Source organism: Limnobacter humi (assembly GCF_024518835.1).
GTDB classification, from domain to species: domain Bacteria; phylum Pseudomonadota; class Gammaproteobacteria; order Burkholderiales; family Burkholderiaceae_B; genus Limnobacter; species Limnobacter humi.
In genome coordinates, this window is the sequence record NZ_JANIGO010000002.1 from 671900 (window position 1) to 697860 (window position 25961).

The 25961-nt window shown below is 56.3% G+C and carries 22 protein-coding genes; 11 read left to right on the top strand and 11 right to left on the bottom strand.

Going from position 1 to position 25961, the window contains the following annotated elements; genetic code table 11:
* Positions 1–55: 55 nt before the first annotated feature.
* From NQT62_RS08120 to NQT62_RS08130, 3 genes are read right to left on the bottom strand one after another with little or no spacing between them, the layout of a single operon-like run.
* Entirely contained in the window at positions 56–1348 is a 1293-nt protein-coding gene (locus NQT62_RS08120; protein ID WP_256764164.1) for a thiolase family protein, read from the bottom strand.
* The gene (locus NQT62_RS08125) at positions 1345–2241 is read right to left on the bottom strand and encodes a MaoC family dehydratase (protein ID WP_256764165.1); all 897 of its coding nucleotides are present in this window, start codon (positions 2239–2241) and stop codon (positions 1345–1347) included. Before NQT62_RS08125 ends, NQT62_RS08120 begins: the two co-directional genes overlap by 4 nt.
* A 41-nt stretch (positions 2242–2282) precedes the next feature.
* Positions 2283–3425 carry an acyl-CoA dehydrogenase family protein gene (locus NQT62_RS08130; protein WP_256764166.1) on the bottom strand — a complete coding sequence of 381 codons (1143 nt, stop codon included), beginning with the start codon at positions 3423–3425 and terminating at the stop codon, positions 2283–2285.
* A 95-nt stretch (positions 3426–3520) separates the two neighbouring features.
* Here NQT62_RS08130 and NQT62_RS08135 point away from each other — a divergent pair, with 95 nt between their 5' ends.
* Entirely contained in the window at positions 3521–3658 is a 138-nt protein-coding gene (locus NQT62_RS08135; RefSeq protein ID WP_256764168.1) for a hypothetical protein, read from the top strand.
* A 32-nt stretch (positions 3659–3690) separates the two neighbouring features.
* On the opposite strand, the gene NQT62_RS08140 is transcribed toward NQT62_RS08135, so the two are convergent.
* Genes NQT62_RS08140 through NQT62_RS08150 form a run of 3 tightly spaced genes read right to left on the bottom strand, consistent with a single transcriptional unit; the run spans position 3691 to position 7743 of the window.
* Positions 3691–4686 (bottom strand): AraC family transcriptional regulator, encoded by a 996-nt coding sequence (locus NQT62_RS08140; RefSeq protein ID WP_256764169.1) that lies wholly within the window; start codon positions 4684–4686, stop codon positions 3691–3693.
* Positions 4687–4719: 33 nt separating this feature from the next.
* Entirely contained in the window at positions 4720–5595 is an 876-nt protein-coding gene (locus NQT62_RS08145) for an SDR family oxidoreductase (RefSeq protein ID WP_256764170.1), read from the bottom strand.
* A 33-nt stretch (positions 5596–5628) separates the two neighbouring features.
* Positions 5629–7743 (bottom strand): molybdopterin oxidoreductase family protein, encoded by a 2115-nt coding sequence (locus NQT62_RS08150; RefSeq protein WP_256764172.1) that lies wholly within the window; start codon positions 7741–7743, stop codon positions 5629–5631.
* A 106-nt stretch (positions 7744–7849) separates the two neighbouring features.
* On the opposite strand from NQT62_RS08150, the gene NQT62_RS08155 reads away from it, so the two are divergent.
* Positions 7850–8284 (top strand): SRPBCC domain-containing protein, encoded by a 435-nt coding sequence (locus tag NQT62_RS08155; protein ID WP_256764173.1) that lies wholly within the window; start codon positions 7850–7852, stop codon positions 8282–8284.
* Positions 8285–8295: 11 nt separating this feature from the next.
* Here the strand turns inward: NQT62_RS08155 and NQT62_RS08160 are convergent, their stop codons facing one another.
* Complete coding sequence (locus NQT62_RS08160) at positions 8296–8568, bottom strand: YkgJ family cysteine cluster protein (RefSeq protein ID WP_256764174.1); 273 nt, start codon at positions 8566–8568, stop codon at positions 8296–8298.
* A gap of 210 nt (positions 8569–8778) precedes the next feature.
* On the opposite strand from NQT62_RS08160, the gene NQT62_RS08165 reads away from it, so the two are divergent.
* From NQT62_RS08165 to NQT62_RS08180, 4 genes are all read left to right on the top strand, one after another.
* Positions 8779–10821: a methyl-accepting chemotaxis protein gene (locus tag NQT62_RS08165; protein WP_256764175.1), complete on the top strand. Its 2043-nt coding sequence runs from the start codon at positions 8779–8781 to the stop codon at positions 10819–10821.
* 73 nt (positions 10822–10894) lie between these two features.
* Complete coding sequence (locus tag NQT62_RS08170) at positions 10895–11329, top strand: styrene oxide isomerase (protein ID WP_256764176.1); 435 nt, start codon at positions 10895–10897, stop codon at positions 11327–11329.
* Between the two features lie 34 nt (positions 11330–11363).
* On the top strand, positions 11364–12608 hold the full coding sequence (locus NQT62_RS08175) for an MFS transporter (RefSeq protein WP_256764177.1): 1245 nt from the start codon (positions 11364–11366) through the stop codon (positions 12606–12608).
* Between the two features lie 162 nt (positions 12609–12770).
* The gene (locus tag NQT62_RS08180) at positions 12771–14126 is read left to right on the top strand and encodes a hypothetical protein (protein WP_256764179.1); all 1356 of its coding nucleotides are present in this window, start codon (positions 12771–12773) and stop codon (positions 14124–14126) included.
* 72 nt (positions 14127–14198) lie between these two features.
* Here the strand turns inward: NQT62_RS08180 and NQT62_RS08185 are convergent, their stop codons facing one another.
* Positions 14199–15458: a hypothetical protein gene (locus NQT62_RS08185; RefSeq protein WP_256764181.1), complete on the bottom strand. Its 1260-nt coding sequence runs from the start codon at positions 15456–15458 to the stop codon at positions 14199–14201.
* Positions 15459–15665: 207 nt separating this feature from the next.
* Here NQT62_RS08185 and NQT62_RS08190 point away from each other — a divergent pair, with 207 nt between their 5' ends.
* Complete coding sequence (locus NQT62_RS08190; RefSeq protein WP_256764182.1) at positions 15666–16832, top strand: acyl-CoA desaturase; 1167 nt, start codon at positions 15666–15668, stop codon at positions 16830–16832.
* A 144-nt stretch (positions 16833–16976) separates the two neighbouring features.
* The gene (locus NQT62_RS08195) at positions 16977–19169 is read left to right on the top strand and encodes a malate synthase G (RefSeq protein ID WP_256764184.1); all 2193 of its coding nucleotides are present in this window, start codon (positions 16977–16979) and stop codon (positions 19167–19169) included.
* Here the strand turns inward: NQT62_RS08195 and NQT62_RS08200 are convergent.
* On the bottom strand, positions 19166–19948 hold the full coding sequence (locus NQT62_RS08200; protein WP_256764438.1) for an endonuclease/exonuclease/phosphatase family protein: 783 nt from the start codon (positions 19946–19948) through the stop codon (positions 19166–19168). The genes NQT62_RS08195 and NQT62_RS08200 overlap by 4 nt on opposite strands.
* A gap of 45 nt (positions 19949–19993) precedes the next feature.
* Positions 19994–20905 carry a restriction endonuclease gene (locus NQT62_RS08205; protein WP_256764185.1) on the bottom strand — a complete coding sequence of 304 codons (912 nt, stop codon included), beginning with the start codon at positions 20903–20905 and terminating at the stop codon, positions 19994–19996.
* A 146-nt stretch (positions 20906–21051) separates the two neighbouring features.
* Here NQT62_RS08205 and NQT62_RS08210 point away from each other — a divergent pair, with 146 nt between their 5' ends.
* From NQT62_RS08210 to NQT62_RS08220, 3 genes are all read left to right on the top strand, one after another.
* Entirely contained in the window at positions 21052–21543 is a 492-nt protein-coding gene (locus NQT62_RS08210) for a M23 family metallopeptidase (RefSeq protein WP_256764186.1), read from the top strand.
* Positions 21540–22196, top strand: coding sequence for a hypothetical protein (locus NQT62_RS08215; protein ID WP_256764188.1), 657 nt, complete (start codon positions 21540–21542; stop codon positions 22194–22196). Before NQT62_RS08210 ends, NQT62_RS08215 begins: the two co-directional genes overlap by 4 nt.
* 96 nt (positions 22197–22292) lie before the next feature.
* Positions 22293–23912 (top strand): alpha/beta hydrolase family protein, encoded by a 1620-nt coding sequence (locus tag NQT62_RS08220; RefSeq protein ID WP_256764189.1) that lies wholly within the window; start codon positions 22293–22295, stop codon positions 23910–23912.
* A 17-nt stretch (positions 23913–23929) separates the two neighbouring features.
* Here NQT62_RS08220 and NQT62_RS08225 read toward each other — a convergent pair whose 3' ends face one another.
* A complete protein-coding gene (locus tag NQT62_RS08225; protein WP_256764190.1) occupies positions 23930–25948 on the bottom strand; it encodes a YhgE/Pip domain-containing protein in 2019 nt (672 codons plus the stop codon).
* Between the last annotated feature and the right edge of the window lie 13 nt (positions 25949–25961).

Consider the following 25961-nt stretch of genomic DNA (forward strand, 5'->3'; position numbering starts at 1 on the left):
CTACGGGTTTAACACACTTTTGTGACTTCACCAACCTCGCCCACGCATGCCAGCCCTAGACGTTGGGGTTCTGCAGCAAAATGGCCGCGCCAAGCCCACCGCCAGCACAACTGGAGACCACGGCGTACCGCTGCCCCTCTGCTTGCAAGCGATTGGCGGCCGTGCTTAGCAGCCGCATGCCCGTGGCTGCGAAGGGATTGCCCAGAGCCAGTGAGCCGCCCCAGGCGTTGAGTCGATCCATGGGCAATTGACCGGGTACCTGTCCAGCGTGGTATTCGTCCGCAAACTCTGGCCGCGCCATGCAGGCCACATTCACCAGAATTTGGGCGGCAAAGGCTTCATGCAATTCCCACACGCCGATGTCATCCATGTGTAAACCGTGACGGCCCAATAGTTTGGGGATGGTCACTGCGGGGCCCAACAACATTTCGGTGTTCAGGTCTTTCACAGCCGAAAATTGATAGTCCACCACCACCGCCTTGGGCGTGAGGCCCATGGACTGCGCCGCTTGCTCACTGGTCATGAGAACAGCGGCTGAGCCATCGGTGAATCGGGATGAACCGGCAGCCGTGATCACACCCTGCGCGGTGTCGAAAATGGGTTTCATGTTGACCAGTTTGCGGTGTGTGCAGTCGGCCCGCGGGGTGTCATCGTCAGTCACGGTGGTGTTCAGGCTGGGAACATGCACCGGCACCAGTTCATCGGCATAACGGCCTGCTGCAATAGCCGTCAAAGCTAGCTGATGGCTGCGCTCGGTGAATGCATCACAATCGGCGCGAGACACTGAAAACTTTTTCACCATGGCTTCGGCACACACGCCCATCACTTTTTTGGTGGTGAAGTCAGTACCCTTGGGCATTTCCGGAAGCAGGTCGCGCGGGCGTAAAGTCGCTACCAGTTTGAGAATATTTTTGGCAGAAGGGTCTTGCCGCACTTTCATGGCCGCTCGTCGAATGGTCTGTGAAAAACGAATCGGGATGTCTGAGAAGCTTTCTACACCCCCAGCAATGCCAGCCTCGATGCGGCCCAGTGCAATCATGTCGCACAGGTTGGCAAAACCCACACTGGCCGATAGCCCAGCCATGGAGGTGGTGTAGGCCGGAATGGTGGCTGGCAAGCCAGCGGTGAGCATGCTTTCACGGGCAACATTGGATGTCTCGATTTCATGCAGCACGGTGCCCATGGTCACCATGCCGATGCGGCGCACATCCACACCCGTTTTACTCACCAACCCAGCAATTGAATGGGCTGCCAGTTCGTAGGTCATCAAGGGTGAATAGGCTCCACCTGAATCCAGAAAAGGAGTGCGTGCCCCGGCCACCAACACCACTCGAGTCAAACCGCTCATGCGCCCTTCCCCAAAAAGCGGCCCACCATGTGGACACTGCCATCGCTGGCCAATAAACGAATGCCTCGCCAACCGTCAATGTCAGCGCGCTCACCCACTTGAACGCTCAAATTGGCGTTGGGCAGTGTGAGTGGCTTGATCCACCGCACGTCCAACCCAACAATGGTGTAACCGATGTTTTGTACACACTCGAATGTGCGGGCCAGTTGACCAAAGCCATGCAAGATGAGTGTTTTGAAACGGCTGCGCCGACCCACGGCGGGCCAGGTGTGAATGGGATTGAAATCGCCGGTGAGCATGGCGAAATTCAAGCCATCATGAAATTCAGCAGACCAACTGCCCACCGTGGTAAAGGCGGTTGCATCGTCTGTGGGTTTGTTACTTTTGCGCTGGCTGGGCTTGCCCTGCGGCACGGTGGAATAGCTGTCGATGACCATGCTCAATTCATGTTGCGCGTTCAGCACGCGAACCTGGGTGTGAATCCGCACTCGATCGGGCTCTACGCTGACATCCATCAAGCTGCCGGACAAATGAAGGGGGCGATCGCGCTCCACAGGCTTTAGAATTTCAATGCGAACACCTTGGTTGAGCAATGCCAGCAGATTGTAGGGGGCCAGCGACCCAAGATTGGCCAACAAAGGCATCGCGAAGTGACTGCAAAAATGCGCAGGCACATGCGCTGTGTAGCGTTCCGGATCGGCCCCGCTCCATTGCACATAGCTATCAATCAGGGCATTGGGCATGGGCTGTATGCTCTGCTCGAGATTCACTGGCAATTGCGGCAAGCTGGCAGGCCGTGTGAGTGGATTTGAATTGCGAACGGCGGCCATGCCCATGCTGCGAATATTGGCCAAGTGGTGAACAAGGTATTTGACCGGGTAATCAAGTTGCATGCGGTTTACTCCAGGGTGTTGCTGTATCGGCCAAGCTTGTTTTACAAGCCCAATTGTTTGCCAATAATTTCATTCATGATTTCGTACGTACCACCACCAATCGAGGCGATGCGATTGTCTCTGTACAAACGCTCAACGAGCGATTCGCGCATGTAGCCCATGCCACCAAAAATCTGGACTGCTTCGTAAGTGATGAAGTCGGATGTTTTGGTGGCAAAGTTTTTGGCCATGGACACTTCCTTCAGTGCGTTTTTGCCTGCCTGCATGCGGGCTGCAACACGGTAGGTGAACTCTCGACTGGCTTCCAATTGCGTGGCCATGTCGGCAATTTTGTGGCGAATCACCTGGTGCTTGGACAGGGGTTTGCCGAAAGTCTGGCGGTTTTTGGCGTAATCGATGGCAGCATTCAAAGCCAACTCCGACATCATGTTGGCATAACACGCCAGGCCCAGACGCTCGCTCTCAAAATTGTTCATGATCATCAGGAAGCCACAGTTTTCCTGACCAATCAGATTGCTTTTGGGCACCACCACCTGGTCGAAAAAAAGCTCAGCGGTGTCGCTGCACCACCAACCCATTTTTTTCAGGGGTTGACCTGTGGTGAAACCGGGCATGCCCTTTTCCATCAGCAACATGCTGACGCCGCCATACCCCTCGCCGCCCGTGCGCACGGCGACGGTGTAATAGTCAGCGCGAATGCCCGATGTGATGTAGGTTTTGGAACCCGAGACTTTGTAATGGTCACCACAGTCCACAGCACGGGTTGTCAAATTGGCCACATCAGAACCGCCACCAGGCTCGGTCACAGCCAGAGAAATTATTTTTTCTCCACGCAGCACGTCGGGTACGATCCGCTGTTTCATGGCCTCGCTGCCCCATTTGGCAATGGGCGGCAGTGCAATGCCATGGGACATCAAGCTGGAAAAAAAGCCGCCGGAACCCGCGCGCAGCAGTTCCTCGGTCACCACCAGCATCATGAACACATCGCCTTCGGCGTTTCCTCCCAGCTCCTCAGGGTAGCCCACCCCAAGAATGCCAGCCTCACCAGCCAATGTGTACAGTTCACGGGGAAAGGTACCCGCCTCTTCCCAGTCCTGAATGCCGGGGCTGACATGGCGTTCAACAAATCGACGCACATTGCGCCGCACTTCCTCATGGGTTTCATTGAAATAGCTGGTGTACATGGCGGTCTCGATGGGTCGATGAAGGGGACTGATTAAACCTTGGGCGTGGCTAAACTGCTGAGCTGACAGATGCGGTGCAGGTGTTCAGGTGGTCGATGAATAGTGCCCAGCCACACATCAACATGGCACTCATGCCCGGCGCTGCAGGCTTTGTGCACCAATTCCAAACTGTCGACCATGGTGGACTGCTGACCAACAAAGGCCAAGGGCAAAGCTCGACAGCATGGGGGTAAATAGCGACACGTCGGTCTGTTTTGACCGATTGTCAGGCCGGATGCTGACCCTGTTGACGCTGGAACTCCTGCGGCGACATGCCGAACCAGCGCTTGAAAGCCCGGCGGAAATTGGACACGTCCTGATAACCCAGGCTGAGTGCAACCGACTCAATGCTGTGGTTGCCAGCCTGCAGGCTTATTCGCGCCTGCCGCGCCAACTCGGTGTCGCGCAACTGTTGATAGGTGGTGCCTTCGGATCGCAAATGCCGCATCAAGGTTCGGGATGACCCATGAAAATGGCGCGCCACTTGCTCACACGTCCAAATTTGACCCGGGTTGGAGCGGAGAATTTCCGTGACTCGCGCAGCCCAGCCCCGGGGCCGCTGCTGCTCCAGCAACAATTGCTCACAGCGAGCCAGCGCCAATGCATAGGTTTCCGGGTCGGCCATGGGGTTGGGCATCAGCGCCAAACCGGCGGGAATCACAATCTGGGTTCGGGGTCGATCAAACAGACACGGCGCACGCAGGTAATGCGTGTATTCCTCGGCATACGCTGGGGCGGGGTATTCCAGCTCTATCCGGATGGCTGGGCTGAGGCGGCCGATGATCATGCCCAAGTGGTTCACCATGGTGGTTAACACCGCCTCACAGAAAAAACGACCCACGTCGTCCAAGGGTATGGCCATTTGAACCATGACTGCGAAATGGTCTTTGCCCACCTGACCTTGCATGCGGGCAAACCCGCCGCGAATGTCATGAAACCTCTCCGTGGCTTTCCAGGCTTGGCCCAGCGTGGGCGACGATGCGATCACCGTGCCCAAAGGCCCGTGGGCCGCCAGGTGCAGGTTGGCGCCCCAGCGCAAACCCAGCGCCGGGTTTCCGCTCAGTTGTAGGGCATTGCGCACAATGGTCGCCTGCGTGTCGGCATCCATGTGGGTATTCAATTCCAGCAGGTCGTTGGGGCTTAACCGGGTGCCGCGCAGCAAGGCCAATTGCCCTTTGTGGTCCAAACCTTGTTCACGCGCCAACGTGCGGGTGTAAGTCATTGGAAATACCACGTCACTCACCAGCACGCACCCTCACGCCGTTGTGTAGGGTGCAACCCAGTCCTCAGACTCGGTCCACAGACGCTCGACCAGCGCGTCATCATCGGCTGCTGGTGAATGCCGCACCGGTTTGCAACCGTCGTAATAAAGACCAGACTGCCCTGCCGCTTGCGGGCTGGTGGCACAGTACAGCGTGGTTTGCGCGCCCTGCTCGGGCGATATCATGAACAACTTGATGAGTGGCTGCAAAAAGGCGGGCACACTGCGCCACACCTCGGTGGCCACCACCCCTGGGTGGAGTGCATACGCGGTGATGGCGGTGCCCTTGAGGCGTTTGGACAAACCTTTGACAAACAGCATGTTGGCCAGTTTGGCCTGGCAGTACTCCTTCAAACCGCCCGGGCTTTGAGTGGGCTGTTTGAGGCTAGCAAAGTCGATTCCTTTGACCCGCAAATGTGCGCGACTGGAAACCACCACAATGCGCGCCGACGGTGCAGCTTGAAGCGCCTGCATCAGCAGTTGGGTCAACAGAAAGTGACCCACATGGCACACGCCAAAAGTAAGCTCAAACCCTGAGCTTGATAGCCCTTTGTTACCCGCCAAACCCGCGTTGTTGATGAGCAGGTTCAAGGGCAGGTTTTTGGCAAGAAATTGTTGGGCACAGGCGCGGACCGAATTCAAATCCCCCAGGTCCAAGGGCAAAAACTCTGCCTGGGCGGTGCCCCCGCTGCGTTGCTGGATGTCTCGCAACACCGCATCCGTTTTGGCCCGATTGCGGCAAGCCAACACCACATGGTAGCCCTGCAGGGCCAGGGTGGTGGCGGTTACCCGGCCAATGCCGGTGTTGGCACCGGTAATGAAGGCAACTTGACCGTTGGGTGTCACGGTCTGAACAGTTTGCTGGGTCATGGCAGGAATTCCTTCAGGGTGTGGTGTTGATGATCAAGCGGGTCGAAGTTGAACCGGCAGGCCATTCAACGCCGCGTTGCCGGACAACTCATCAAGCCAGCGTTCATCGGTGAGATCATTGCAGCTTTCGCCGGCATGAGCCTGTGCAACACCTTGGCGTATACCAGGCCGACCATGGCCCCAGCCGTGCGGCACACTGACCACGCCCCGCATGATGCTGTCGGTGATTTCAACCGGCAGACGAATATCACCCACGCGGCTTACAATCTGCACCGTGCCCCCATCGGGTACGCCCAACTGCTTTGCATCGTCTGGGTGGATCATCGCGGTGCAGCGGTCTCGACCCTTCACCAGACGCTCACTGTTGTGCATCCAGGAATTGTTGCTGCGAATGTGCCGCCGGCCAATCAAGCGGAAGGTGTTGTCTGTCGTGGCCGAAACGGCTGTACCCAGTTCAGACACAAATGCCTGGGCTGCCTGCAGCACCGGTGCAGGGGCAGCCTCAATCTGTTTCTGCGGGGTTTGCAGCCGCGCGGGAAAGCTCGGTTTCAACGGCCCCAAATCAATGCCGTGGGGATTGGCCTTCAGCGCGGCCAAACTGAGGTTGTGCGCACTGCCCATGCCATAAGGTCCCATCTGCAGGCCCATGTCGAGAATCACTTGGGGCGGCATGGACGGCCGGGCTGGCTTGCCGGTTTTCGCAGCGAAGGTGCTGGCCAAGCGGTCCATCAACTCCCAATCGTCCAGTGCCCCATCGGGCTTGGCCAACGTGGCTTCGCTGTATTTGGCCTGGTTGCGCACACCAAAAATATTGAAGATCAGATCGTAGTGATCATGCTCCAACGGAGAGGTGGTCGGCAAAATCAGGTCGGCATGCCGGGTGGTTTCGTTGATGTAGAGGTCAATCGAGACCATGAAGTCCAAACTGGCCAAGGCTTGGTCAAGCTGTCGACCATTCGGAGTGGACAGCACCGGGTTGCCAGCCACCGTGACCATGGCGCGAATTTGGTCTGGCCCAGGCGTCAATATTTCTTCGGCCATGATGGAACATGGAAACTCACCCAAAGCCTCGGGCCGCTGGCTGACACGGCTGTGCCAGCGGGCATAGCTACCAGGCTTGCTGTTGGGCGCAGCAATCAGGTCCAGTGCCGGTTGGGTTACCAAGGCACCGCCAACGGCGTCCAGATTGCCAGTGATCAGGTTCAGGATTTGAATGGCCCATTGGGCCAGCGAGCCATGGCGCTGGGTACACGCACCCATGCGCCCATAAGCCACCGCCCGTGGCGATGCAGCAAATTGCCGGGCAATTTGAACAATCTGCTCGGCTGGAATGCCACATTCAGCGGCCGCCATGGCGGGCGTAACCTTGCAAATGACAGCAAGGGCCTCGTCCAAACCTTGCGTGTGCAAGCTCAAATGATGAGCCCGTGTCAACCCTTCAGACACCACAGTGTGAATGATGGCAAACAAGAATGCCGTATCACCGGCTGGCTGAATGGCATGGTATTGCGTGGCCAGCTCGGCTGTCTCTGTTTTCCGGGGGTCCACCACGACCAATTGGCCACCGCGGGCTTTCAAAGCCTTGAGCCGATGGGTTACATCGGGCACTGTCATGAGGCTGCCATTGCTGGCCAAGGGGTTGGCACCCAGCATCAAGAAATAGTCTGTGTGGTCAATATCGGGAATGGGCAACAACAATTGATGCCCGTACATCCAATAGGCCATGAGCTGCGCAGGCAACTGGTCCACTGAGGTGGCTGAATACCGGTTCCGGGTTTTGAGCAAGCCCAAGAAATTGGGACTGTGGGTCATCAGCCCCCAGTTGTGCACATTGGGATTGCCCTGATACACCCCCACCGCATGGAGTCCGTGTTGGTTTTGTACCGACAGCAAACCGTCGCAGGCCCGTTCAATGGCCTCATCCCATGAAATTTCAACCCACTCGCCGTTTTGCTTTAAAACGGGCTGGCGCAGCCGGTCCGGGTCCTCGTGAATGTCCTGCAATGCAACCGCTTTGGGGCACAGATGTCCGCGGCTGAATGGGTCGTGCTCGTCGCCTTTCACCGACACCACGCGTCCGTCCTCAACCTCGATCTTTAGGCCGCAAATGGCCTCGCACAAGTGACAAGCGCGGTAATGGGTACTCATGGAAGTCTCCTGTAGGGGTGTGGACACTGCAGTGTCTCTGCTACCATTGTTGCATGAAATGACTGTCGCTCGGACAGGCTTCAACCACGGCCCACTTCACATCAGCATGCGCGAAATTCGAACCGATATTCTGATCCACGCGAGCAAGGAGGCGATATGGTCTGCCTTGGTCGATTTTGAGCACTATCCGGCTTGGAACCCTTTTATTACCCGCATCCGCGGCACTGCCGTGCTGGGGGATACGGTTCGTTTCCACGCGCAGGTCAACGGGCGCCTGTTCAAATTTGCAGCCAAGATCCGCCAGTGCGATGCCGCAAAGAACCTCACTTGGGGTGCACCGGACAACCCCGTACTGGCCGCCCTGTTTGCTGGCGAACACTATTTTACGATTGAAGAATTGTCACCTGGGCAATGCCGTTTCATTCATGGAGAGCGGTTCTCCGGCGTGGTGGCCCATGCCATGTGGTCGCAAATTCGCCGGGCCAAACGGGCTTACACAGCGATGAATGAGGCGCTTAAACAACGGGTGGAGTGCCATTGATAGACGGCCTCTTAGCGGATGTGCTGGGTTGCCGGTAAAGTCGCCTTCTCCAAATCGCCCAACCACTGAAGCGCATGCGCCTGCCGTTCACCACACATCTCGAGATTGGGCTGTAGGCCCCCACAAAAGGCTGGACGTTCCGGCTTGCCAAACAGGCGACAACGCAGATCCTCATCCAGTTGTACACACGGCACGCCCGCGGGTTTTCCCTCGGGCATGCCCGGTATTGGGCTGGTGATCGACGGCGCAATACAGCAAGCGCCGCACTGGGGGCGGCATTCCATGGCATGGATCCCATAAAAGTGGGGGGAGCCCCAAACAAGCGGGGGCCGCTATTTTCACGGCACTTTAGCCCAAAACTTGTTCAATTTTAAGGCTTTATTCAAGCGATTGGGTTAACCCGTGTTCCCCTACAGTGATTCAAAACCGGGCATCACGAACCCGTCCAATCACACCATTCCGATCCCGGAACTCTAGACACTGGGGAAAAACACATGAGCATTCTCTCTCGGTCATCGTTGACCAAACAGATTTCGGTCTTTTCGGCCGGCGTCATTTTGACCACCATGGCCGTACTCACCACGGTGGTTACCATCACTGGCCACCAAGACGCCATGGAAGGTGCGCGCACTGACTTGAAGCAACAATCCCAAACTGTACAAAAAGTGCTGGATGGCTATTTCGATGCCGTCAACACCCGTGCAGAACGGCAGTTCCGATTGCTGGAGCAATGGCTGCCCGGCGACCTGATTGAGCAACCCCAACTCATCAACACCAATGGCCGCGACCTGCCAACCCTCATGATTGCAGGCACCCCGGTGAATGCCAACACTGATTTGTTGAATTCGTTCAAGTCGCTGACAGGGGATGAAATTGCATTCCTGTCGGTGTACAACGGCAAGGTGTACCGTGCCAGTACCCTGCTACGCAAGGACGGAAAAGCCATGCACGGCAGCGAAATTTCCCTGACCGACCCCGTGGGCGCAGCATTGTCCACCGGTAAGGACTACAGCGGCTTGACTGTTCGCGGTGGGAAATATTTCTTCAGCAAAGTGAAAGCCATTCGTGATCCGCAAGGCCGCGTGTTTGCCGGCCTGTCCATCCGTATTTCCCTGGAAAGCGAACTGGGCCAGATCCGAGAACTGTTTGGCAACCTTCACATTGCAGACACCGGCATGGTGGGTATTGTGCGGGTGGGTGGCGACGACACTGGCGGCGGTGAATGGGTGTTGCACCCATCGCTGGAATCCAAAACCATTTTGGAAATGCCCAAGGACTCGAGTTGGACAGCCGGCACGCTGGACACCATCAAAAGCCAACCGGAAGTTGGCGAATTGGCGGTGAACCTGCAGGACGGCTCTGCCACCGACACCATGATTTCAACCGCATTTTCTAAGTCCTGGAAATGGCTGGTGGTGGTCACAGCCCCCAAGAGCGAATTCCTGGCGAGCAGCAATCACACACGCAACCAGATTATTCTGGCGGGTATTTTGGCCTCGCTGGTGTGTGCTGGTGCCATGTTCTGGTTGCTGAAAAACCGGCTTCGCCCCCTGACTGACGTGGCTGATGCGTTGCATAGGCTGGGCCAGGGCGATCTGAGTGCCCAAGTCAAACAGGTCCAACACGACAGCCAAAATGAGATCGACGTGATTGGTGTGTCCCTGAACAAAACCAGCGAACAGGTTCGCAACCTGATCCGCGGCGTTGAAACCGCTTGCGACGAAATTGCCCAATCATCAGAAGACCTCGTTCAACAGGCGCGTGTGGCCAAGGACTGTTCCGAGCAGCAGTTTGATGCATCATCGAACATGTCAGCCACGGTTGAAGAGATGCATGCCACCGTATCCCAGGTGGCAGACAACGCCGCCGAAGCGGCTGCGGCCAGCGGCCATGTGATTGAAGAAACAGCCCGTGGTCGCCAAATGGTGGGGGGTACGGTCAATGACATGAGCACCATTTCAGCCCAAGTGGAGCAGTCTGCAGCGGTGATTCAATCATTGGGATCCAGCTCACAACAAATTTTGAACATTGTGAACGTGATTCAGGAAATCGCCGACAAAACCAACCTGTTGGCACTGAATGCAGCCATTGAAGCGGCGCGCGCGGGCGAGCAGGGTCGTGGCTTTGCGGTGGTGGCCGATGAAGTACGCAAACTGGCCGAGCAAACCAGCCAGTCCACGCAGGAAATTTCCAGCACGGTGGGCAACATTGTTCACCAAACTGAAGAAGCTGTTGAAAAAATGGCAGCGGTCCGCAAGGGCGTGTCCGAGGGTGTGGAACGGGCGCACCAGGCCGGCTCCGCGCTGGACGAAATCGACACCTTGATTGAACGCTCCGCCGTGCGGGCCAACGACATTGCCCACAGCACCGGGGAGCAGAAAATTGCCACGGAGCGCTTCGCCGAGGCCGTGATGAAAATCACTGAACTTGCACAACGCAACAACACGGCTTCTGAAAGCAGCGAACACGCCGCCCGCCAGATGACGGAACTGTCTCAGCGCCTGAAAGCCGCACTGCAAAAGTTCAGGACTGCCTGAACCTTCACCACTCGCCAGTTCCTGCTTTGCAATCGCCCTATAATCGGGCGATTGCAGCCGCGGGACATCATCAATGAATGCAGAACACGCCAGCCAGATCTTGGTGCTCAGCGCAGGTCTGGCCATTACCTTTTCATGCTTGTTGGGTTTTGCCATGCTGGGCATTCTTCAGCGCCTGCACGACAAACCCGGGTCGGTCAAAGTGAATCTGCGGCAAATCGGCGCAGCCCACTTGGACTGGATCATGCTGGCCCTGATGCTGGGGCTAATCACCCTGTACATCCAGGTATTCAAACTGCCACAGGTACCGCACTGGGTGGTGTGGGCTTTTGTGTTTGGTGCCTGGGTCAACCCCTTGTCTTACCTGTTTCGCGCCTTTGGCGTGAATGCGTTCGTATTTGCCGGGCCGCCCCTGCAGCGCCTGAGCGCAGCCTTGGGCGGAATATCCACGGCGTTGGTGGTGTCGGCCTGGGTGGGCCTCTTCTGGCAAACCTGGATCACCCGGTAATCAACCGAACCACCGCATTTGAAGAGAAGCCAGCATGACTGTTTCCCATCGATCGCCGCTGGCCGACTGGCCTTTCCTCGCCCTGATGGCCTTTCGAATCGGGATCACCCTGAGTTATCAAATCGTGACGGTTGCCGTGGGTTGGCATGTATTCAGCTTAACCAACAATGTGTTGAGCCTGGGCTGGGTGGGCTTGGCGGAAGTGGTGCCCTACTTCGCCACAGCGTTGCTGGCTGGTCACTATGTGGACACCTATTCCCGCCAAAAACTGACCTTGCTGGCTGCGGTCATCCACACCCTGCTGGCGGCAGGCATTGCCTTATTCACCCACACGCCGCACAGTTGGACGGTGGCGTTTCTGTATGGCGCTGTGGGGGTGGGCGGCCTCAGTCGGGCGTTTGTGCGGCCCTTGTACCAAGCCTTGATGGCATCGGTTCTGCCCCGTGAATTGTATGCCCGCGGCAGTGCGGTCAGCGCCACCGCCTTCCAGGCCTGCCTCGTGTTGGGGCCTGCGGCCAGTGGCTTGGTGATTGCCGGTTTAGGCGTGACCGCAGCCTATGGCCTGGCAGCCGCATTGGCGGCTTTGTCCCTGCTGGCCTGCTGTTTCATGAAAACCGTTTACGATCTGCCGCAGGCAACACCTGCCCCGGTGTTGAGCAGCATTCGAGAAGGCCTGAAATTTGTCTTTGGCCACAACATCATTCTGGCGGCTTTGTCGTTGGACATGTTTGCCGTGTTGTTTGGTGGAGCTGTGTCCATTCTGCCCGCTTTTATTGCCGAGGTACTACAAGGCGACCCAACCATGCTGGGCTTGCTCAGGGCTGCACCAGCCATCGGTTCCACCGTGGTGGGTGTGGCGTTGGCACGCTTCACCGTTGATCGCAACGCCGGTGCCATCCTGCTGTGGTGTGTAGCCGGGTTTGGTGTGTGCATCATCGGGTTTGGTTTGTCGACTTCGGTGCACATGGCTTTCGCATGTCTGCTCTTGTCCGGCGCCTTTGATGGCGTCTCCGTGGTGGTGCGATCCACCATTCTGCAGTTGAGTACACCCGACGACATGCGAGGTCGCGTCTCGGCCATCAACGGCATTTTTATTGGCTCTTCCAATGAGCTCGGTGCATTCGAGTCGGGCATGGCAGCCAGTGCACTGGGGCTGGTTCCATCGATTGTGGCTGGTGGCGTGGTGACCTTGCTGGTGGTGTTGGTCACAGACCGAAAGGCACCCGGCTTGCGTCGACTCAACATGGGCGACCTGGTGGGCACGCACGTCCGATCATGAGCTGCCATCAGCGGCTGAAGCCACTGAAAATCTCCAACAATCAATGAATTAAAAAATTTTACACACTCACTTGATTGTAGTAATTACCTCCGATAACATGTCAGCGTTTTACCTACAAATGATTAACCAAAAATAGGTAATGTTTCTAACGGAATAAAAACAATGACAACAAATATCGGTACACAAAGCAGCATCGCGCAAGCGTCGGACGTTCGGGGCAACGTCACCCTGGTTCGTGAAGGCCACCCCCCCATGCAACTGACCAGCGGCATGGAAATTCGCAGCGGCGATGTGCTGAGATCAACGCCCAGTTCGATCGCCATGGTTAGCATTCCAGGGACTATCGGCCAAATTGCATCCATGCTGGAAGTGTCCAGCGGTGCTGAAGCCCAGTTGAATCTGGAACGCAGGTCGGGTCAGGATGGCCACGTGGTGGTACAACGCGTCAGCCCTGAGAATGTGGGTGACTTGGCCCTGACCCAAGACATGACCGGAGAAAATCCAGCCGCCGTCATTGCCGGCGATGAAGGTGCAGATGGCATGACCGGTCTGGTGGGTGCAGGCTTGCTGGCCGGCGCTGGTGGCGGTCTGCTGTTTCCCGCTGCAGGCGCGGCTGCGGCTTTTGTGGCGCTCAGCGACAATGGTGGGTCAAACACCCCAGTGGACAGTCCACAAACGGCCGACCCGATCATAACGCCAGCGGATACTGCGGGCGGTTTAACCGCCACGGTTGAGAATCTGAGTGAACATCTGGATGCACTCACCGCGCCGGTTCCAGTGGTGGGAACCCTGGTAGATACCGTGACCGACGTGCTGGCTGGCAACGGCGGGAGCGACAGCCTGATTGGCCTGTCCGTGGGCGGTGTCACCAATACACTATTGAATTTGAGTGATCAATTTGCCAATTCAACAGATGGCGTACCCGTGATTGGAGATGCAGCCGACATTCTTCACGCCATCATCACAGGCGGTAACGATGGCGGACTTGCGGGCATCGCCTCAGGATTGGGCATGGGTTTGGATGGGGCTGTGTCCAGCACACCACTGGCACCTTTGGGCGATGCGCTCAGCCTGGTTCTCAATGGTGGTGATGCGATTCCAGTCGAACAGCTGAGCGGTGGCTTGGTGGGTGGGCTCCATCTCGTGGCTGACAACATCGATGGTTTGGCTGCGGGGACACCCGCGGAGCCATTGGCGCACTTGGTTGCCGACCTGTTGGGGACCTCAGGTGTGGCAACGCCTGAATTGATCAGCACCGATACGCTGGCCCATACGGGCGGACTGGATGGATTGTCTGGACTGCTGGGCGGGGGCGCGCTCAATGGCATTCCCGTGTTGGGTGATGTGGTGTCATCGCTTACCGGCGTGTTGACGGGTGCCGGTGGTGCAGAGGCCACCTCGGCCATGTCGCCTCTGCCTGTGGTGGGCCAGTTGACCTCGATCGCATCTTCGGCGTCAGCCGGTTCGCCCTTGGGCGGCGCACTGGACTTGAATCACTTGTTGCACCCCAGCATTTGACCACCCTGGCCCGGTGAGCACTGCCGATTGGCGCGGGCTCACCGGGTTCTTTTTGCCGGGTTTTGGTTACGGCTATCCCAAGGCAACCCGACACACCTGGTCCATGGAAACCCAATAAATATCCCGATTCCAACCGGGACATGGAAAAACAACGCCTTGCATGTGGCCAGGCGTTTTGATGCGCGCCAACTCCTGACCACTCTGTAGATCGAGCGCCACAACAGACTCAGTGAACCATTGGTAATCATTGATCCACACCACGCCCGACCGGTCCATGAGCACCATGTGGCTGGCGCAAGCAAAGCCGCTTTTGCTCCACAACAGCGACGGTTCAGTCTGTGTATCCACATGGAAGCGCCAGGCTTTTAATACTTTGTTGGCCGAGTCGTAGGCCAACACCACTCGGTGAAGCGGGCTCACCAGCGGCGGATTGGTGACGCTGCCCCCGATCAAACCGGACACTTCACTGCGCCACACCTGCTGGGGGTCATTCAACGACACCCGCACCAACCGATTGGCCGTGGGTGACACACCGGCCCCCACCATCGTGTACAGGTAGCGGTGGTGGCCATTGTCCATTAACCACGCCGAATGGCCGTCCAGCACCATGTCCCATCCAAAGCTGTTTCGGGAATTGCCCATGTAGTCTGGAATCCAGTCCTTGTCCAGGCTCAAACCCTGAGCCTCTTGATTGAGAATGTAGCGGTACAGGTGCTGCATACCCACCACATACACGGTGTTGCCAGTGGCACCAAGCCGCGCAATGGAAGGCTCGAGACACTGGATGGGTGGACACACTGGTGCCAAATTGTCCGGATGCAACACCTGAAGACAGGCATTCGTGGTTTGCGACAGGTTTTTGGTCACAATCCAGCCGTTGTCCAGCACCACGAAGGAATTGTGCGGCTCGTTGAGCATCAACTCGCGATGGGCAATCACTTGCAACTGGCGGTTGAGCAAGTGCGCATGGCGACCGTAGACCACCAGAATGTTTCCAGTGGCCAACACAGCCAGACCACCCGGCCACATGGGGCCACCGGGCAAGCGCGGAGATTGACGGATGGTCTTCAGTGTCAACGGGTCAATCTGCTCCACCCGGGCAGTGGTGGGCATCCCAAACTTGGCCCGCAGGGCCGTGTGCGTCAACAGAAAAACCTCGCCCGGGTCACCCAACACCACCATGGTTGAGAGTTGGGAGCGACGATGGGTCAGGTTTAACCGGGTATTTGGAAGCCAGCCAAATCCAGCCCAGTTCTGCAGGCGTGTGGGGCCGGCGTCCTCTGCTGGCCATGGGCTGTTGTAGTAGCCCAGATAAATTGGATGACTCGACATATGGTCACTATGTAAATAACACGAGAATGTTAACCCAAATTTCCAATGCGTAGACGGGTCTGTCGGTGAGCCACCCATTGCCCTTTTTGGATTCAAATGTTGGTTTCTGGCAATTGAGGCCAATTATTTGAGGTGTTTGTCCGATGAATGTCACGGGAAATCCGTATGATTCGGTCTGATCTTTCAACATTCATGACGAACATCTCCATGACCACACGCGTTGACCCCAACAGCCCCAAGAACTGGGCTGCCATCATTGTGCTGTTTGGTACAGCCATTGCCGCCCTCACCGTCATTCCTGCATACGCCTGGTTTCACGACTTCTCCACAACCGCTTGGGTGAGCTTCGTGGTGTTGGCGATTCTGAATGGCATGTCCATCACGGGTGGTTACCACCGCCTGTGGGCACACCGCACCTATGAAGCCCACTGGCTGGTTCGCCTGGTGTTCATGGTGTTCGGCAGCATGACATTGCAAAACAGCATTTTGATTTGGGCATCGGGCCACCGCACTCACCACCGCCATGTGGACGACCCTGAGCATGATCCGTATTCAGCCAAGCGGGGCTTCTGGTTTTCACACATGGGCTGGATGTTGAAGCGATATGAATCGGGCGCGGACAACTTCAGCAATGCACCGGACCTGCTGAAAGACCCACTGGTGATGTTCCAGCACAAGCACTACTACGCGCTGGCTTGGGGCACCAATCTGGGCATTCCGCTGTTGATCGGTTTTCTGGCAGGCGATGTGTGGGGCGTGTTGCTGCTGAGCGGCTTGCTGCGCCTGGTGTGGTCCCACCAAACCACATTCTTCATCAACTCGCTGGCGCACATTTGGGGTCGTCGTCCGTACACCGACGACAATACCGCCCGCGACAATGACCTGTTGGCCATCTTCACCTACGGCGAGGGGTATCACAATTACCACCATCTGTTTCAGTACGACTACCGCAATGGCGTGCGTTGGTACCAACTGGACGCCACAAAGTGGCTGATCGCCAGCTTGTCCTGGGTGGGTTTGACGAAAAACCTGAAGCGTTGCCCCAAGTTTGCCATTGAAAAAGCCCGTGCCAGCATGCAGTTCAAGCGGGCCCAGGAAAAGCTCGACGCCCAGCCTTCCACGGTTCAAGTCCAGCTGGAAGCCTTCAAAGAGCGCCTCAGCCTGGAATATGACCATTTCAGCAAAGCCCTGCAGGATTGGGCGAAACTGAAAGAAGCCTGGTATGAAGACACCAAAAACTCGTTCAAGAATGGCGACACGATGAAAACCTACAAAGCCCGATTCAAGGCTTTGGAACGCCAGATGAAAGCCCAGCGCAAGCGCCTTCAGGCCCTGGTTGCCGAGGTTCCCAGCCCCCGCTTGGCCATGGCTTAAGTACCCGGGGTCTTCACTCGGGGGCTGTTCTGGTTAGCCCCCATTCGAGTGACCCCTTAGTTTCCTTTACAATACTCGGTTTCGGCGCTTAGCCCTGGGCTTTACCGGGTGCGCCCTATTCGATCCATTGCTGAGGTTCTAGACATGACAGAACGCACCACCGTTCATGGCCTGAAAGTGGCCACCAACCTGTACAACTTTGTGAACGAGCAAGTGTTGCCCGGTACAGGCATTGAGGCTGCCCAATTTTGGTCTGGTTTTGACGCCATCGTCAAAGAACTCGCCCCCAAGAACATTGCCCTGTTGGCCGAACGCGATCGTATCCAGCTCGAGATGGATGCCTGGCACAAAGCCAATCCCGGCCCCATCGGTGACATGGCCGCTTACCAGGAATTCCTCAAGAAAATCGGCTACCTGGTTGAGCAACCCGCCAACGTGAAAGCCACCACCACCAACGTGGACGACGAACTGGCCACCCAGGCTGGCCCCCAACTGGTGGTGCCCATTCTGAATGCCCGTTATGCACTGAACGCCGCCAACGCGCGTTGGGGCAGCCTGTACGACGCACTGTATGGCACCGATGTGATTTCCGAAGAAGGCGGTGCAGATCGCGCGGGTGGTTACAACCCCGTGCGAGGCGCGAAGGTGATTGAGTTCGCCCGCAACTTCCTGGACCAATCCTTCCCGCTGCAGGGCGGTAGCCACAAAGATGCAGCCGGTTATACCGTTGAAGGCGGCGCACTGAAAGTAGCCCAGAAAAACGGCGGCGTGGCAACCCTGGCCAATCCGGCCCAATTCGTGGGTTATCAGGGCGATGCAGCCACCCCGTCGTCAGTGCTGTTGAAAAACAATGGCATCCACTCCGACATCATCATCAACCGCAACACCCCCATTGGTGCATCCGACGCCGCTGGTGTGGCCGATGTGGTGATGGAAGCTGCGCTGTCCACCATTCTAGATTTGGAAGACTCGGTTGCCGCAGTGGACGCCGACGACAAAGTGGTGGCGTACAGCAACTGGCTGGGCATTCTGAAGGGTACGCTCACTGAATCGGTCAGCAAAGGTGGAAAAACGTTCACCCGTGGCCTGAATGGTGACCGCAAGTACACCGGTGCAAACGGTGAGCCTGTGACCATGCATGGTCGCTCGCTGCTGTTCCTGCGCAACGTGGGCCACCTGATGACCAACCCCGCTATTTTGTACGATGGCGACAAGGAAATCCCCGAGGGCATCATGGACGCGGTGATCACCACCACCATCGCCCTGCACGATTTGAAAGGCAACGGTGCCAATGGCATCCGCAACAGCCGCAAAGGTTCGGTTTACATTGTGAAGCCCAAAATGCACGGCCCCAAGGAAGTGGGTTTTGCTGCTGAACTATTCAGCCATGTTGAAAAACTGCTGGGCCTGGCCGACAGCACCGTCAAGCTGGGCATCATGGACGAAGAACGCCGCACCTCCGTCAACCTGAAGGCTTGTATCGCTGCGGCTGCAAGCCGTGTGGCATTCATCAACACCGGTTTCCTGGACCGCACTGGCGACGAAATGCACACCGCCATGCAGGCCGGTGCCATGATCCGCAAAGCTGACATGAAGAGCTCCGCTTGGATTGCGGCTTACGAAAAGAACAATGTGCTGGTGGGTTTGAGCTGTGGCCTGAAAGGCCGAGCGCAAATCGGCAAGGGCATGTGGGCCATGCCAGACCTGATGAAAGCCATGCTGGAGCAGAAGATTGGTCACCCCAAGGCCGGTGCAAACACCGCCTGGGTGCCCAGCCCAACAGCGGCCACCTTGCACGCCCTGCACTATCACCAAGTGAGCGTTGCAGCCGTTCAGGCCGAATTGGAAAAAATCGATGCCGACGCAGAGCGCCCAGGCATTCTGGCCAACCTGTTGCAGGTGCCCGTGGCCACCAACACCAACTGGTCCGCGGCTGAAAAGCAGCAAGAGCTGGACAACAATGCCCAGGGTATTTTGGGTTATGTGGTTCGCTGGGTGGACCAGGGTGTGGGTTGCTCCAAGGTGCCCGACATCAACAACGTGGGCCTGATGGAAGACCGCGCCACACTGCGCATTTCCAGCCAGCACATTGCCAACTGGATTCACCATGGGATCGTTTCTGAGGCCCAAGTGATGGAAACCATGAAGCGCATGGCCGCCGTGGTAGACCAGCAAAACGCCGGAGACCCACTGTACAAGCCCATGGCCGGCAATTTTGACAACAGCGCTGCCTTTAAAGCTGCATGTGACCTGGTGTTCAAGGGCTTGGAGCAGCCGGCTGGCTACACCGAACCCCTGCTGCACGCCTGGCGCCTGAAGGTCAAAGCCGCTGCTTAACGCTTAGTTGGTGGGCGCCCCACCGGGCGCTTGTCGTGACACGAAAAACCCGGCCCACAAGGCCGGGTTTTTTTATTGAAATGGGCATTTCGTTCCAGCTCAAACACCACGGGCATGTGGTCACTGATTTCTAACCACTCGTGCGCCTCTCCAACTTCGACTTTCCTAACGAACCATTCCGGTCCGAAGAATCCATAGTCTATGTGATAAGCCTTGGCTAGGTTGCGTTGGAGGTAAAGCGTGGGACGGCTCTCAGCCCCTTGCTCTTCTTGGAAGTGTCTGTGATATGCACTTTCCAACCCTAGGTCACTCAGCTCCCTAACCACATCCGAGTGATTCCACCACCTGTCCCATTCATCCCAGCGTTTGTTGCTGTTCAAGTCTCCAATCAGTCCAGCACCTGGGTGGTTCAGAAAGGATTTGTCGCGTTGAAGCAGTTTCCACAATTGACCGATGTACCTGAAGTTTGGAGAGTTTGCATGCCGAGTCCAAACCGCAAGCAGTGGCCATTCTCCGTTCACTCTTACCGGGAGAAATAACTCCAATGGGTCCAAATCCATGTGAACTTGTTCGATTTTGATATTGGGCTTTGCAAAAACCCCAAGCCCTTTGTTTTTGGTTGGGCCAGACCAAAGATAGTTTTGGGAGAACTCGTTGTAGTTCCTGTCGGTTGCACGAGCAGGGTCTTCGCATTCTTGTACGACAAGTAAATCCACATCGAATGCAGCCAAAGCATCAAACTTTTTCCGGAAGGCGCCGTTGCAATTCCAGGTAAGCACTTTCAAAACATACACCTGAGGGCTGTGGTTGAGTGACGCACGCCACTATTCACCATCGAAGTAGCCTTCATCAATGCGCTTATGAATGTAGGTTTCTTCTACCTGCACACCAACACCAAAATCAATCATCAGCTCCGCAAGTTTCGGGCCGTCAATCAATACCACTTTCTGCGGCACCTTGGCTGCAAACTGTTTTGCTTCAGAGGTGAAGTGAGATGTTGTGATGAGTACCCCTTTGTTTGCGGAGTGACCAACCAGGCTACCAACAAAATCTCTGACCACAGGACTACCCACACTGCCTTGCCATCGTTTTGCTTGGATGTAAACAGCATCCAAACCAAGTCGGTCTTCATTGATGATTCCATCAATACCACCGTCAGAGGAACGCCCAACAGCGGTAGCTGCCTCCCGCCTTGAACCACCGTACCCCATCGCCAACAGCAAGTCCAACACCAGGTTTTCAAAAAATGAAGGTGAACAGCTCATCACATTTTGGATGAGCAAACCAGCAAGCTGCGCTCTCATATTCTGGTATGCCTTGGCCAAAATCTCTTCAGGCGTTTGCACCCCTTTTTCTACTTGAGTGTCGTTTGGCGCCTGGTCGCGCGCATCTCCACCGCCAGAAAACTCTCTGAATTCCTCGTACTCCCGCAGGACTTGCGATGTGATTTGCTTGAGTCCCCGAGCGTGCAGGGCTTTGCCCCTTTCTGTAATTCGAAATTTTCCACGACCAACGGACTCAATCACCAGGGCTTTTGCGAGGTATGTCTTGGCCCATGCCAAGCGGTTGTGAAAAATCGCCTGCTTTCCGCTTGGAAGAAGCTCCTCCCTTTCCTCTGGCGTCAATTGAAAGTGGTCCGCAAGCGGGTCAAGTAATTCGGAAATGGTGTGAATCTCGCCGTCAGCGGCTTTGTTCAGCAACGGGACAAAGATGTCTTGGTACGGAGGTATCGGCATATTGGACTGCTGAGTATGGGGTTGTCAGCGAGAGGCAAAAATAACATCGCGTGTCAATATTAACCAGATTTGGCGTAGGGGCGGTTCAAAATTTCTCACCCGGATTCCGTCAATGTTAATGTCACGAATCTTTTCAAGGAGATTTTATGGCAGTGGATTTCAAGAGTCTATTTTGGCCCTTGTCCCTAAACAAAATCCGACGTGGAAAAATCAACAATACGTTCGGCATGGTGAGGAAAACCGCCACAGGGCAGATGCGTCCTCATCAAGGATGGGATTTCGAGGCCAGAATAGGAACGCCCTTTTTCGCGATCGCAGCAGGAAAGGTGGAATTTGTTGTGCAAAGGGGGGATTATGGCCTTCAGCTCTGTCACAGTTTTTCTTATGCAGGTCAAACGCTCTATGCTTTCTATGCGCACCTCAGTCAGGTTTACGTGAAAACAGGTGATGTGATCGCTTCGAATCAATTACTGGGTGTCACAGGCGATACAGGGAACGCAAAAAGCCAAGCACTACAGGATCAACATCTACACTTTGAAATACGGGAAACAGCACATCCACGCTTGGGCTTGCAAGATCGAATCGACCCGATCCAGGCGTTCGGCTTCTGTCCACTCAATATCGGAGTTGCAGGGTGAGACCACATTACCGCCAATTCGCTCTGCTGAACATTTGCTTTGGTTTAACCATTTTTGGAGGCTCGACCCCTGGCTTTTCAGCAACCTGGCAAGACACAAACCCCGAAACTGTTTCCACATTTAATTTGGACGGATTGAACTGTTCATCTGTTTACAGCAGTGTGAGCAGCCCTCTGAAAGTTGGGCTCTGCAGGAAATCGCCCTATGATTCCTTGGCAATTTATACCAGCGAAATCCCGACAAACCAAAATCTTGTTCACAATATTCAAAACTTGGGGGATGCGGAATCTGGCGCGATTCGCGGCTTTGTAAGAGCACCACAGAGCAAAAGCCATTGGAATGAAATTCTGGTTATTGACCATCGAGATGAGGCCAGCTGCTATGGCACACTCATTGTCGGAATAAAACAAGGCAAGGTAAAAATAATCGGTACATTACCGTTTAGCGTTTCCAACACGGATACCGACGGTTCTGAACAAGACGATTGCCTAGGGCCCTACGGGACCATCAGTGACAACGAGTTGGAACAGCCAGTGCTGACGTTCAAAGCGCAAGCTTTCCAACAGATGGAACAAAAAACGGGCTTTATGAAAACCATGAACGTTCAATCGATGCATTTTCTGATTGGACGTTCAATCAAACGCATTCGATAAACATGCCGAAAAACCCGACCTTGTGGGTCGGGTTGTTTATGAATCTTTTTTGGCATGTGCAAAGTAACACTAGGTCACCTTTGTTTGCAGCACACCATGCCGACCTTTCGCCCGCATTTAAATATCCAGATTGCATCAACCGTTGTATTACTTGCGGCCTTATTGACACTGGCTGGCTGCGGTGGAGATTCACAAAGCCCCTCAGCGACGCGCACCACCCCTGCAAACAGCGCTGCCAACGGAAGCCAGGTCAACCCAGCCAACCAGAACCTGAAGCTGGATTTGAGCTGCGATGATGCGGCCTACCCTTCCACCCTGTTTGCCCAGTGCGAAGCCACCAACGTGGCCCACACGCTCGAGGCCAACCGGGAACAACTGAACCCGGCTTTTTTGCAACAGCTTCAAACCCAAAACCAGGCCAACCTTCAAAACCTGCTGCAGCGTTCCATGAGCGACCCCAGCTGGATATTGCCACCGGCGTTTGGCAATACCGGGGTAACGCCCCTGTGTGCAGCTGGCTTTGGCCCCTGCGTGGGAGACCCATTCCGTTACCCCAATGTCGATGGACCCGACGGCAAAACTTTCTACGAGCAGGAAGCTGAAGTTCTCCCAGTGGTGTATTACGACCAAGGCTGTGCACGCATTTCAGGCCACGTTTGGCGGCCCCGCAACTCAGGCGGGAAGCGATTGCCTGCCATTGTGGTGAAGAACGGTTCTGTGCAGGCCAGCGAACAACTTTATTGGTGGGCGGTGCAGGCCTTTGTGCGGGCCGGTTATGTGGTGCTGACGAACGATCCACGCGGACAAGGCCTGTCGGATGCATCCACCCCCACTGGTGAACAAGGCGGCAACTTCAATGGTGCCGTGTTTTTCCAGGGCCTGGTGAATGACATCGACTTCTTGTTGTCCAGCCCCGGCAAACCTTATCCCCATGAGGCCACCTGCAAAGGCACCTACCCCACCAAAACAGCGTCGTTCAATCCTTTCAATGCCAACGTGGATGAAGACCGTATTGGCATCGCAGGGCACTCCTATGGGGCCGGTGGCGTGACCTGGGTGCAAAGTTATGGCGCAGCCGACTCGCTGCCCTGGCCTGGTTTGTTGACCCGGTTGAACCCCGTGAAGGCCGTGGTGGCTTGGGATGCACTGGGCTCACGCACTGCGCCCAATTCGGCCACGCTCACCAGCCTGGCACCCACCGGTGGTGCATCGGCCCTGCCTGTACAAAACCCTTTGACTGGCCCGGCAGGCGCACCACCAGTGAGCGCCCGTGTGCCAGCTTTGGGCTTTACCTCCGAGTACGGCTTCACACCCGTTCCGTTCGTGCGCAACCCCGCCCGGGATGAACATCTGGGCGGCTTCAAACAATGGAGTGCCGCCAACGTTCCGGTGATGCAGGTCACGATCGCTGGCACAACCCACCTGGACTATTCGCCAGGCCCAGTCCTGCCGGCCAGCTCCTGGTGCCCAAAGATTGAGAACAACGCTTGTGTCGGTGGTTGGGCAAAGCCCATGATGTTGCACTACACGCTGGCCTGGATGGACCGCTTCCTGAAGAACCCCGGCGAACCGGGTTATGACAGTGCTGACCAACGCTTGCTGGACGATGCCCAGTGGGCTCAACGCATGAGCTTCCACTTTGCCAGTGCACGGAAATTTACAACCCGGGATGGCTTGCCCATCCAGAGCGACGACATTCGCGCACTGTACAGGTGAATGCGTGACTGGCGTCCTTATGTGACGTCCAGCGCGGGTACATACTGCTCATCGGGTACGTGTACCCACCGCCCGGTGTACGTGGCGATCGGCCACAACACCAAGGGCGTGAGCAGCATGTGGGCGTACATCCACAACCACTGTCCGTCAAAGGCATCAAACAGGGCCACCTTGGTGGCCTTCACCACCCAGGTAAATGGCAGGTAAGGGTGCAGCAATTGAAACAGCTCACCACTCAATTGAATGGGCACAATAGCGCCCGATGAACTGAGTTGCAAAATCAGGAACAGCACCGCCATGACCTTGCCGGTGTCCCCCAGCCAGCGCACCAAGGCCATCACAATGCTGACAAACACAATCGATGCGGTGAACAGCGTGATGGTGAGCAACACCGGATGTGCAATGGAAATACCCAGCAGCAGGCCCACTGTCAACAGCATGATGACCACCTGCCCAGCCACAATGAAAGACGGAATCAGCATTTTACCGATGCACTTGGACCAGTTGCCGTGGTGGGCCAAACTCAAGGGCAACTTGCGGTAGTGAAACAGGAAGGAGGTCATGACCGCCCCCACCCACAATGACAGCGGAATGAAGTTGGAACCGAATGCACTGCCATTGTTTTGCACTGGTGCAGCCACTTCCACCCTTGTTTGCACGGTGGATGAAAAACCCGCCGGGTTGATATTGGGAATGTTGAGCTTGGAAGGCACCGCTTCGTCAAGCAGGTTCAGGCCGTTGGACAACTGCCCTGCCCCATCGGCCAATTGAGCCAGGCCATTGTCGAGCTTGCCTGAGCCCTCTTCCAGGCGATTCAAGCCTTGCGACAGTTGCCCAGTTGCACCGGCGAGGGTGGTCAGCCCATCGCCGTAGCGGTCCAGGTCGCTGGCGGCGGGCATTTTGCTGTGCATGGTGCGAATACCGCCCGCCAATTGGCCCATGCCATCGGACAGCTTCACCACCCCATCACGCACACGGGCACTTCCATCGGCCAGGGTGTCACTGCCCCCCTTGGCCTTGCTCAAGCCATTGCCCAGTTTAATGGAGCCCTCCTCCAGTTGCGCTGCGCCGTTGGACACCTTGGTGCCAAAAAACGGAATGCTGGCGGTTTTGGTTTTGAGTTCGGTCAGCCCATCGGTTAACCGAACCGAGCCGGCCTTCAACTCGCCCAAGCCTTGGCTCAATTGGGCGTTACCCTCGGCCACTTGGGTGGCGCCATCTTTCAACGCGGCAAGGTCCGTATCCGCAGGCAGTTTGGCATTCATTTGGGCAATGCCACCGCCCAATTGCTTCATGCCCTCGGTGATCTTCAAGCCTGAATCCCTCAACTGGCCAGCACCCGCGCTGATTTTCACACCAGCATCCCGCGCTTTGCCCAAACCCGCATTCAGTTGGGTGGAACCCTCAGAAGCTTTTTCCAAACCTTCTTTCAAGCGGGCTGCACCGGCATTGAGAGCGCTCACCCCCTCTTTCAACTTGGCCACCTTGATTTCTGAATCGGCGGCAATCTCAGACACCTTGGTCCAGCGCCGTTCATTCAACAGCTCATTCAGGCGTCGCGACACCTCGGGCGCAAATTTTTTCGCCACATTGGCACCCGTGTAGTTGTTGCCTTCAGAAGTAAACACCACCAGCTCACCTGCACCGCTGCGGCTGGCACCCACCGCCTCGGCACTGAAGTTTTCTGGAATGATGAGTGCAAAATCCACCTCACCGTCGCGAACCATGGCACGTGCCTTTTGCTCATCGGGTTGAAGGACGAAACCCAATTTACGGTCGGCCTGCAGTTTGTCGGTCAGCGATTGGCCCACATGGATGGCCTCGCCTTTGTAGGCTGTGCCTGCATCATGATTCACAATCAGCACTGGCAACTGCGGCGCTTTGGACTCGGGGTCCCACATGCTGGAAATGTAGATGGTGGCGTACAGGGCGGGGATGAAGCACACCCCAAACGCGGACAACCGAAGACGGGGATAGCGACGCAGCAAGCCCCAGTCTGCGTGCACGACCGATTGAATTTGCCGGACTAAGCCCATGGTGCGAAAGCTC

What these genes read in the sequence shown, in the direction of transcription:
- NQT62_RS08120 (WP_256764164.1), bottom strand. Translation starts at nt 1,348, where the DNA reads ATGAGCGGTTTGACTCGAGTGGTGTTGGTGGCCGGGGCACGCACTCCT.
- NQT62_RS08125 (WP_256764165.1), bottom strand. Translation starts at nt 2,241, where the DNA reads ATGCAACTTGATTACCCGGTCAAATACCTTGTTCACCACTTGGCCAAT.
- NQT62_RS08130 (WP_256764166.1), bottom strand. Translation starts at nt 3,425, where the DNA reads ATGTACACCAGCTATTTCAATGAAACCCATGAGGAAGTGCGGCGCAAT.
- NQT62_RS08135 (WP_256764168.1), top strand. Translation starts at nt 3,521, where the DNA reads ATGAATAGTGCCCAGCCACACATCAACATGGCACTCATGCCCGGCGCT.
- NQT62_RS08140 (WP_256764169.1), bottom strand. Translation starts at nt 4,686, where the DNA reads ATGACTTACACCCGCACGTTGGCGCGTGAACAAGGTTTGGACCACAAA.
- NQT62_RS08145 (WP_256764170.1), bottom strand. Translation starts at nt 5,595, where the DNA reads ATGACCCAGCAAACTGTTCAGACCGTGACACCCAACGGTCAAGTTGCC.
- NQT62_RS08150 (WP_256764172.1), bottom strand. Translation starts at nt 7,743, where the DNA reads ATGAGTACCCATTACCGCGCTTGTCACTTGTGCGAGGCCATTTGCGGC.
- NQT62_RS08155 (WP_256764173.1), top strand. Translation starts at nt 7,850, where the DNA reads ATGCGCGAAATTCGAACCGATATTCTGATCCACGCGAGCAAGGAGGCG.
- NQT62_RS08160 (WP_256764174.1), bottom strand. Translation starts at nt 8,568, where the DNA reads ATGGAATGCCGCCCCCAGTGCGGCGCTTGCTGTATTGCGCCGTCGATC.
- NQT62_RS08165 (WP_256764175.1), top strand. Translation starts at nt 8,779, where the DNA reads ATGAGCATTCTCTCTCGGTCATCGTTGACCAAACAGATTTCGGTCTTT.
- NQT62_RS08170 (WP_256764176.1), top strand. Translation starts at nt 10,895, where the DNA reads ATGAATGCAGAACACGCCAGCCAGATCTTGGTGCTCAGCGCAGGTCTG.
- NQT62_RS08175 (WP_256764177.1), top strand. Translation starts at nt 11,364, where the DNA reads ATGACTGTTTCCCATCGATCGCCGCTGGCCGACTGGCCTTTCCTCGCC.
- NQT62_RS08180 (WP_256764179.1), top strand. Translation starts at nt 12,771, where the DNA reads ATGACAACAAATATCGGTACACAAAGCAGCATCGCGCAAGCGTCGGAC.
- NQT62_RS08185 (WP_256764181.1), bottom strand. Translation starts at nt 15,458, where the DNA reads ATGTCGAGTCATCCAATTTATCTGGGCTACTACAACAGCCCATGGCCA.
- NQT62_RS08190 (WP_256764182.1), top strand. Translation starts at nt 15,666, where the DNA reads ATGACCACACGCGTTGACCCCAACAGCCCCAAGAACTGGGCTGCCATC.
- NQT62_RS08195 (WP_256764184.1), top strand. Translation starts at nt 16,977, where the DNA reads ATGACAGAACGCACCACCGTTCATGGCCTGAAAGTGGCCACCAACCTG.
- NQT62_RS08205 (WP_256764185.1), bottom strand. Translation starts at nt 20,905, where the DNA reads ATGCCGATACCTCCGTACCAAGACATCTTTGTCCCGTTGCTGAACAAA.
- NQT62_RS08210 (WP_256764186.1), top strand. Translation starts at nt 21,052, where the DNA reads ATGGCAGTGGATTTCAAGAGTCTATTTTGGCCCTTGTCCCTAAACAAA.
- NQT62_RS08220 (WP_256764189.1), top strand. Translation starts at nt 22,293, where the DNA reads ATGCCGACCTTTCGCCCGCATTTAAATATCCAGATTGCATCAACCGTT.
- NQT62_RS08225 (WP_256764190.1), bottom strand. Translation starts at nt 25,948, where the DNA reads ATGGGCTTAGTCCGGCAAATTCAATCGGTCGTGCACGCAGACTGGGGC.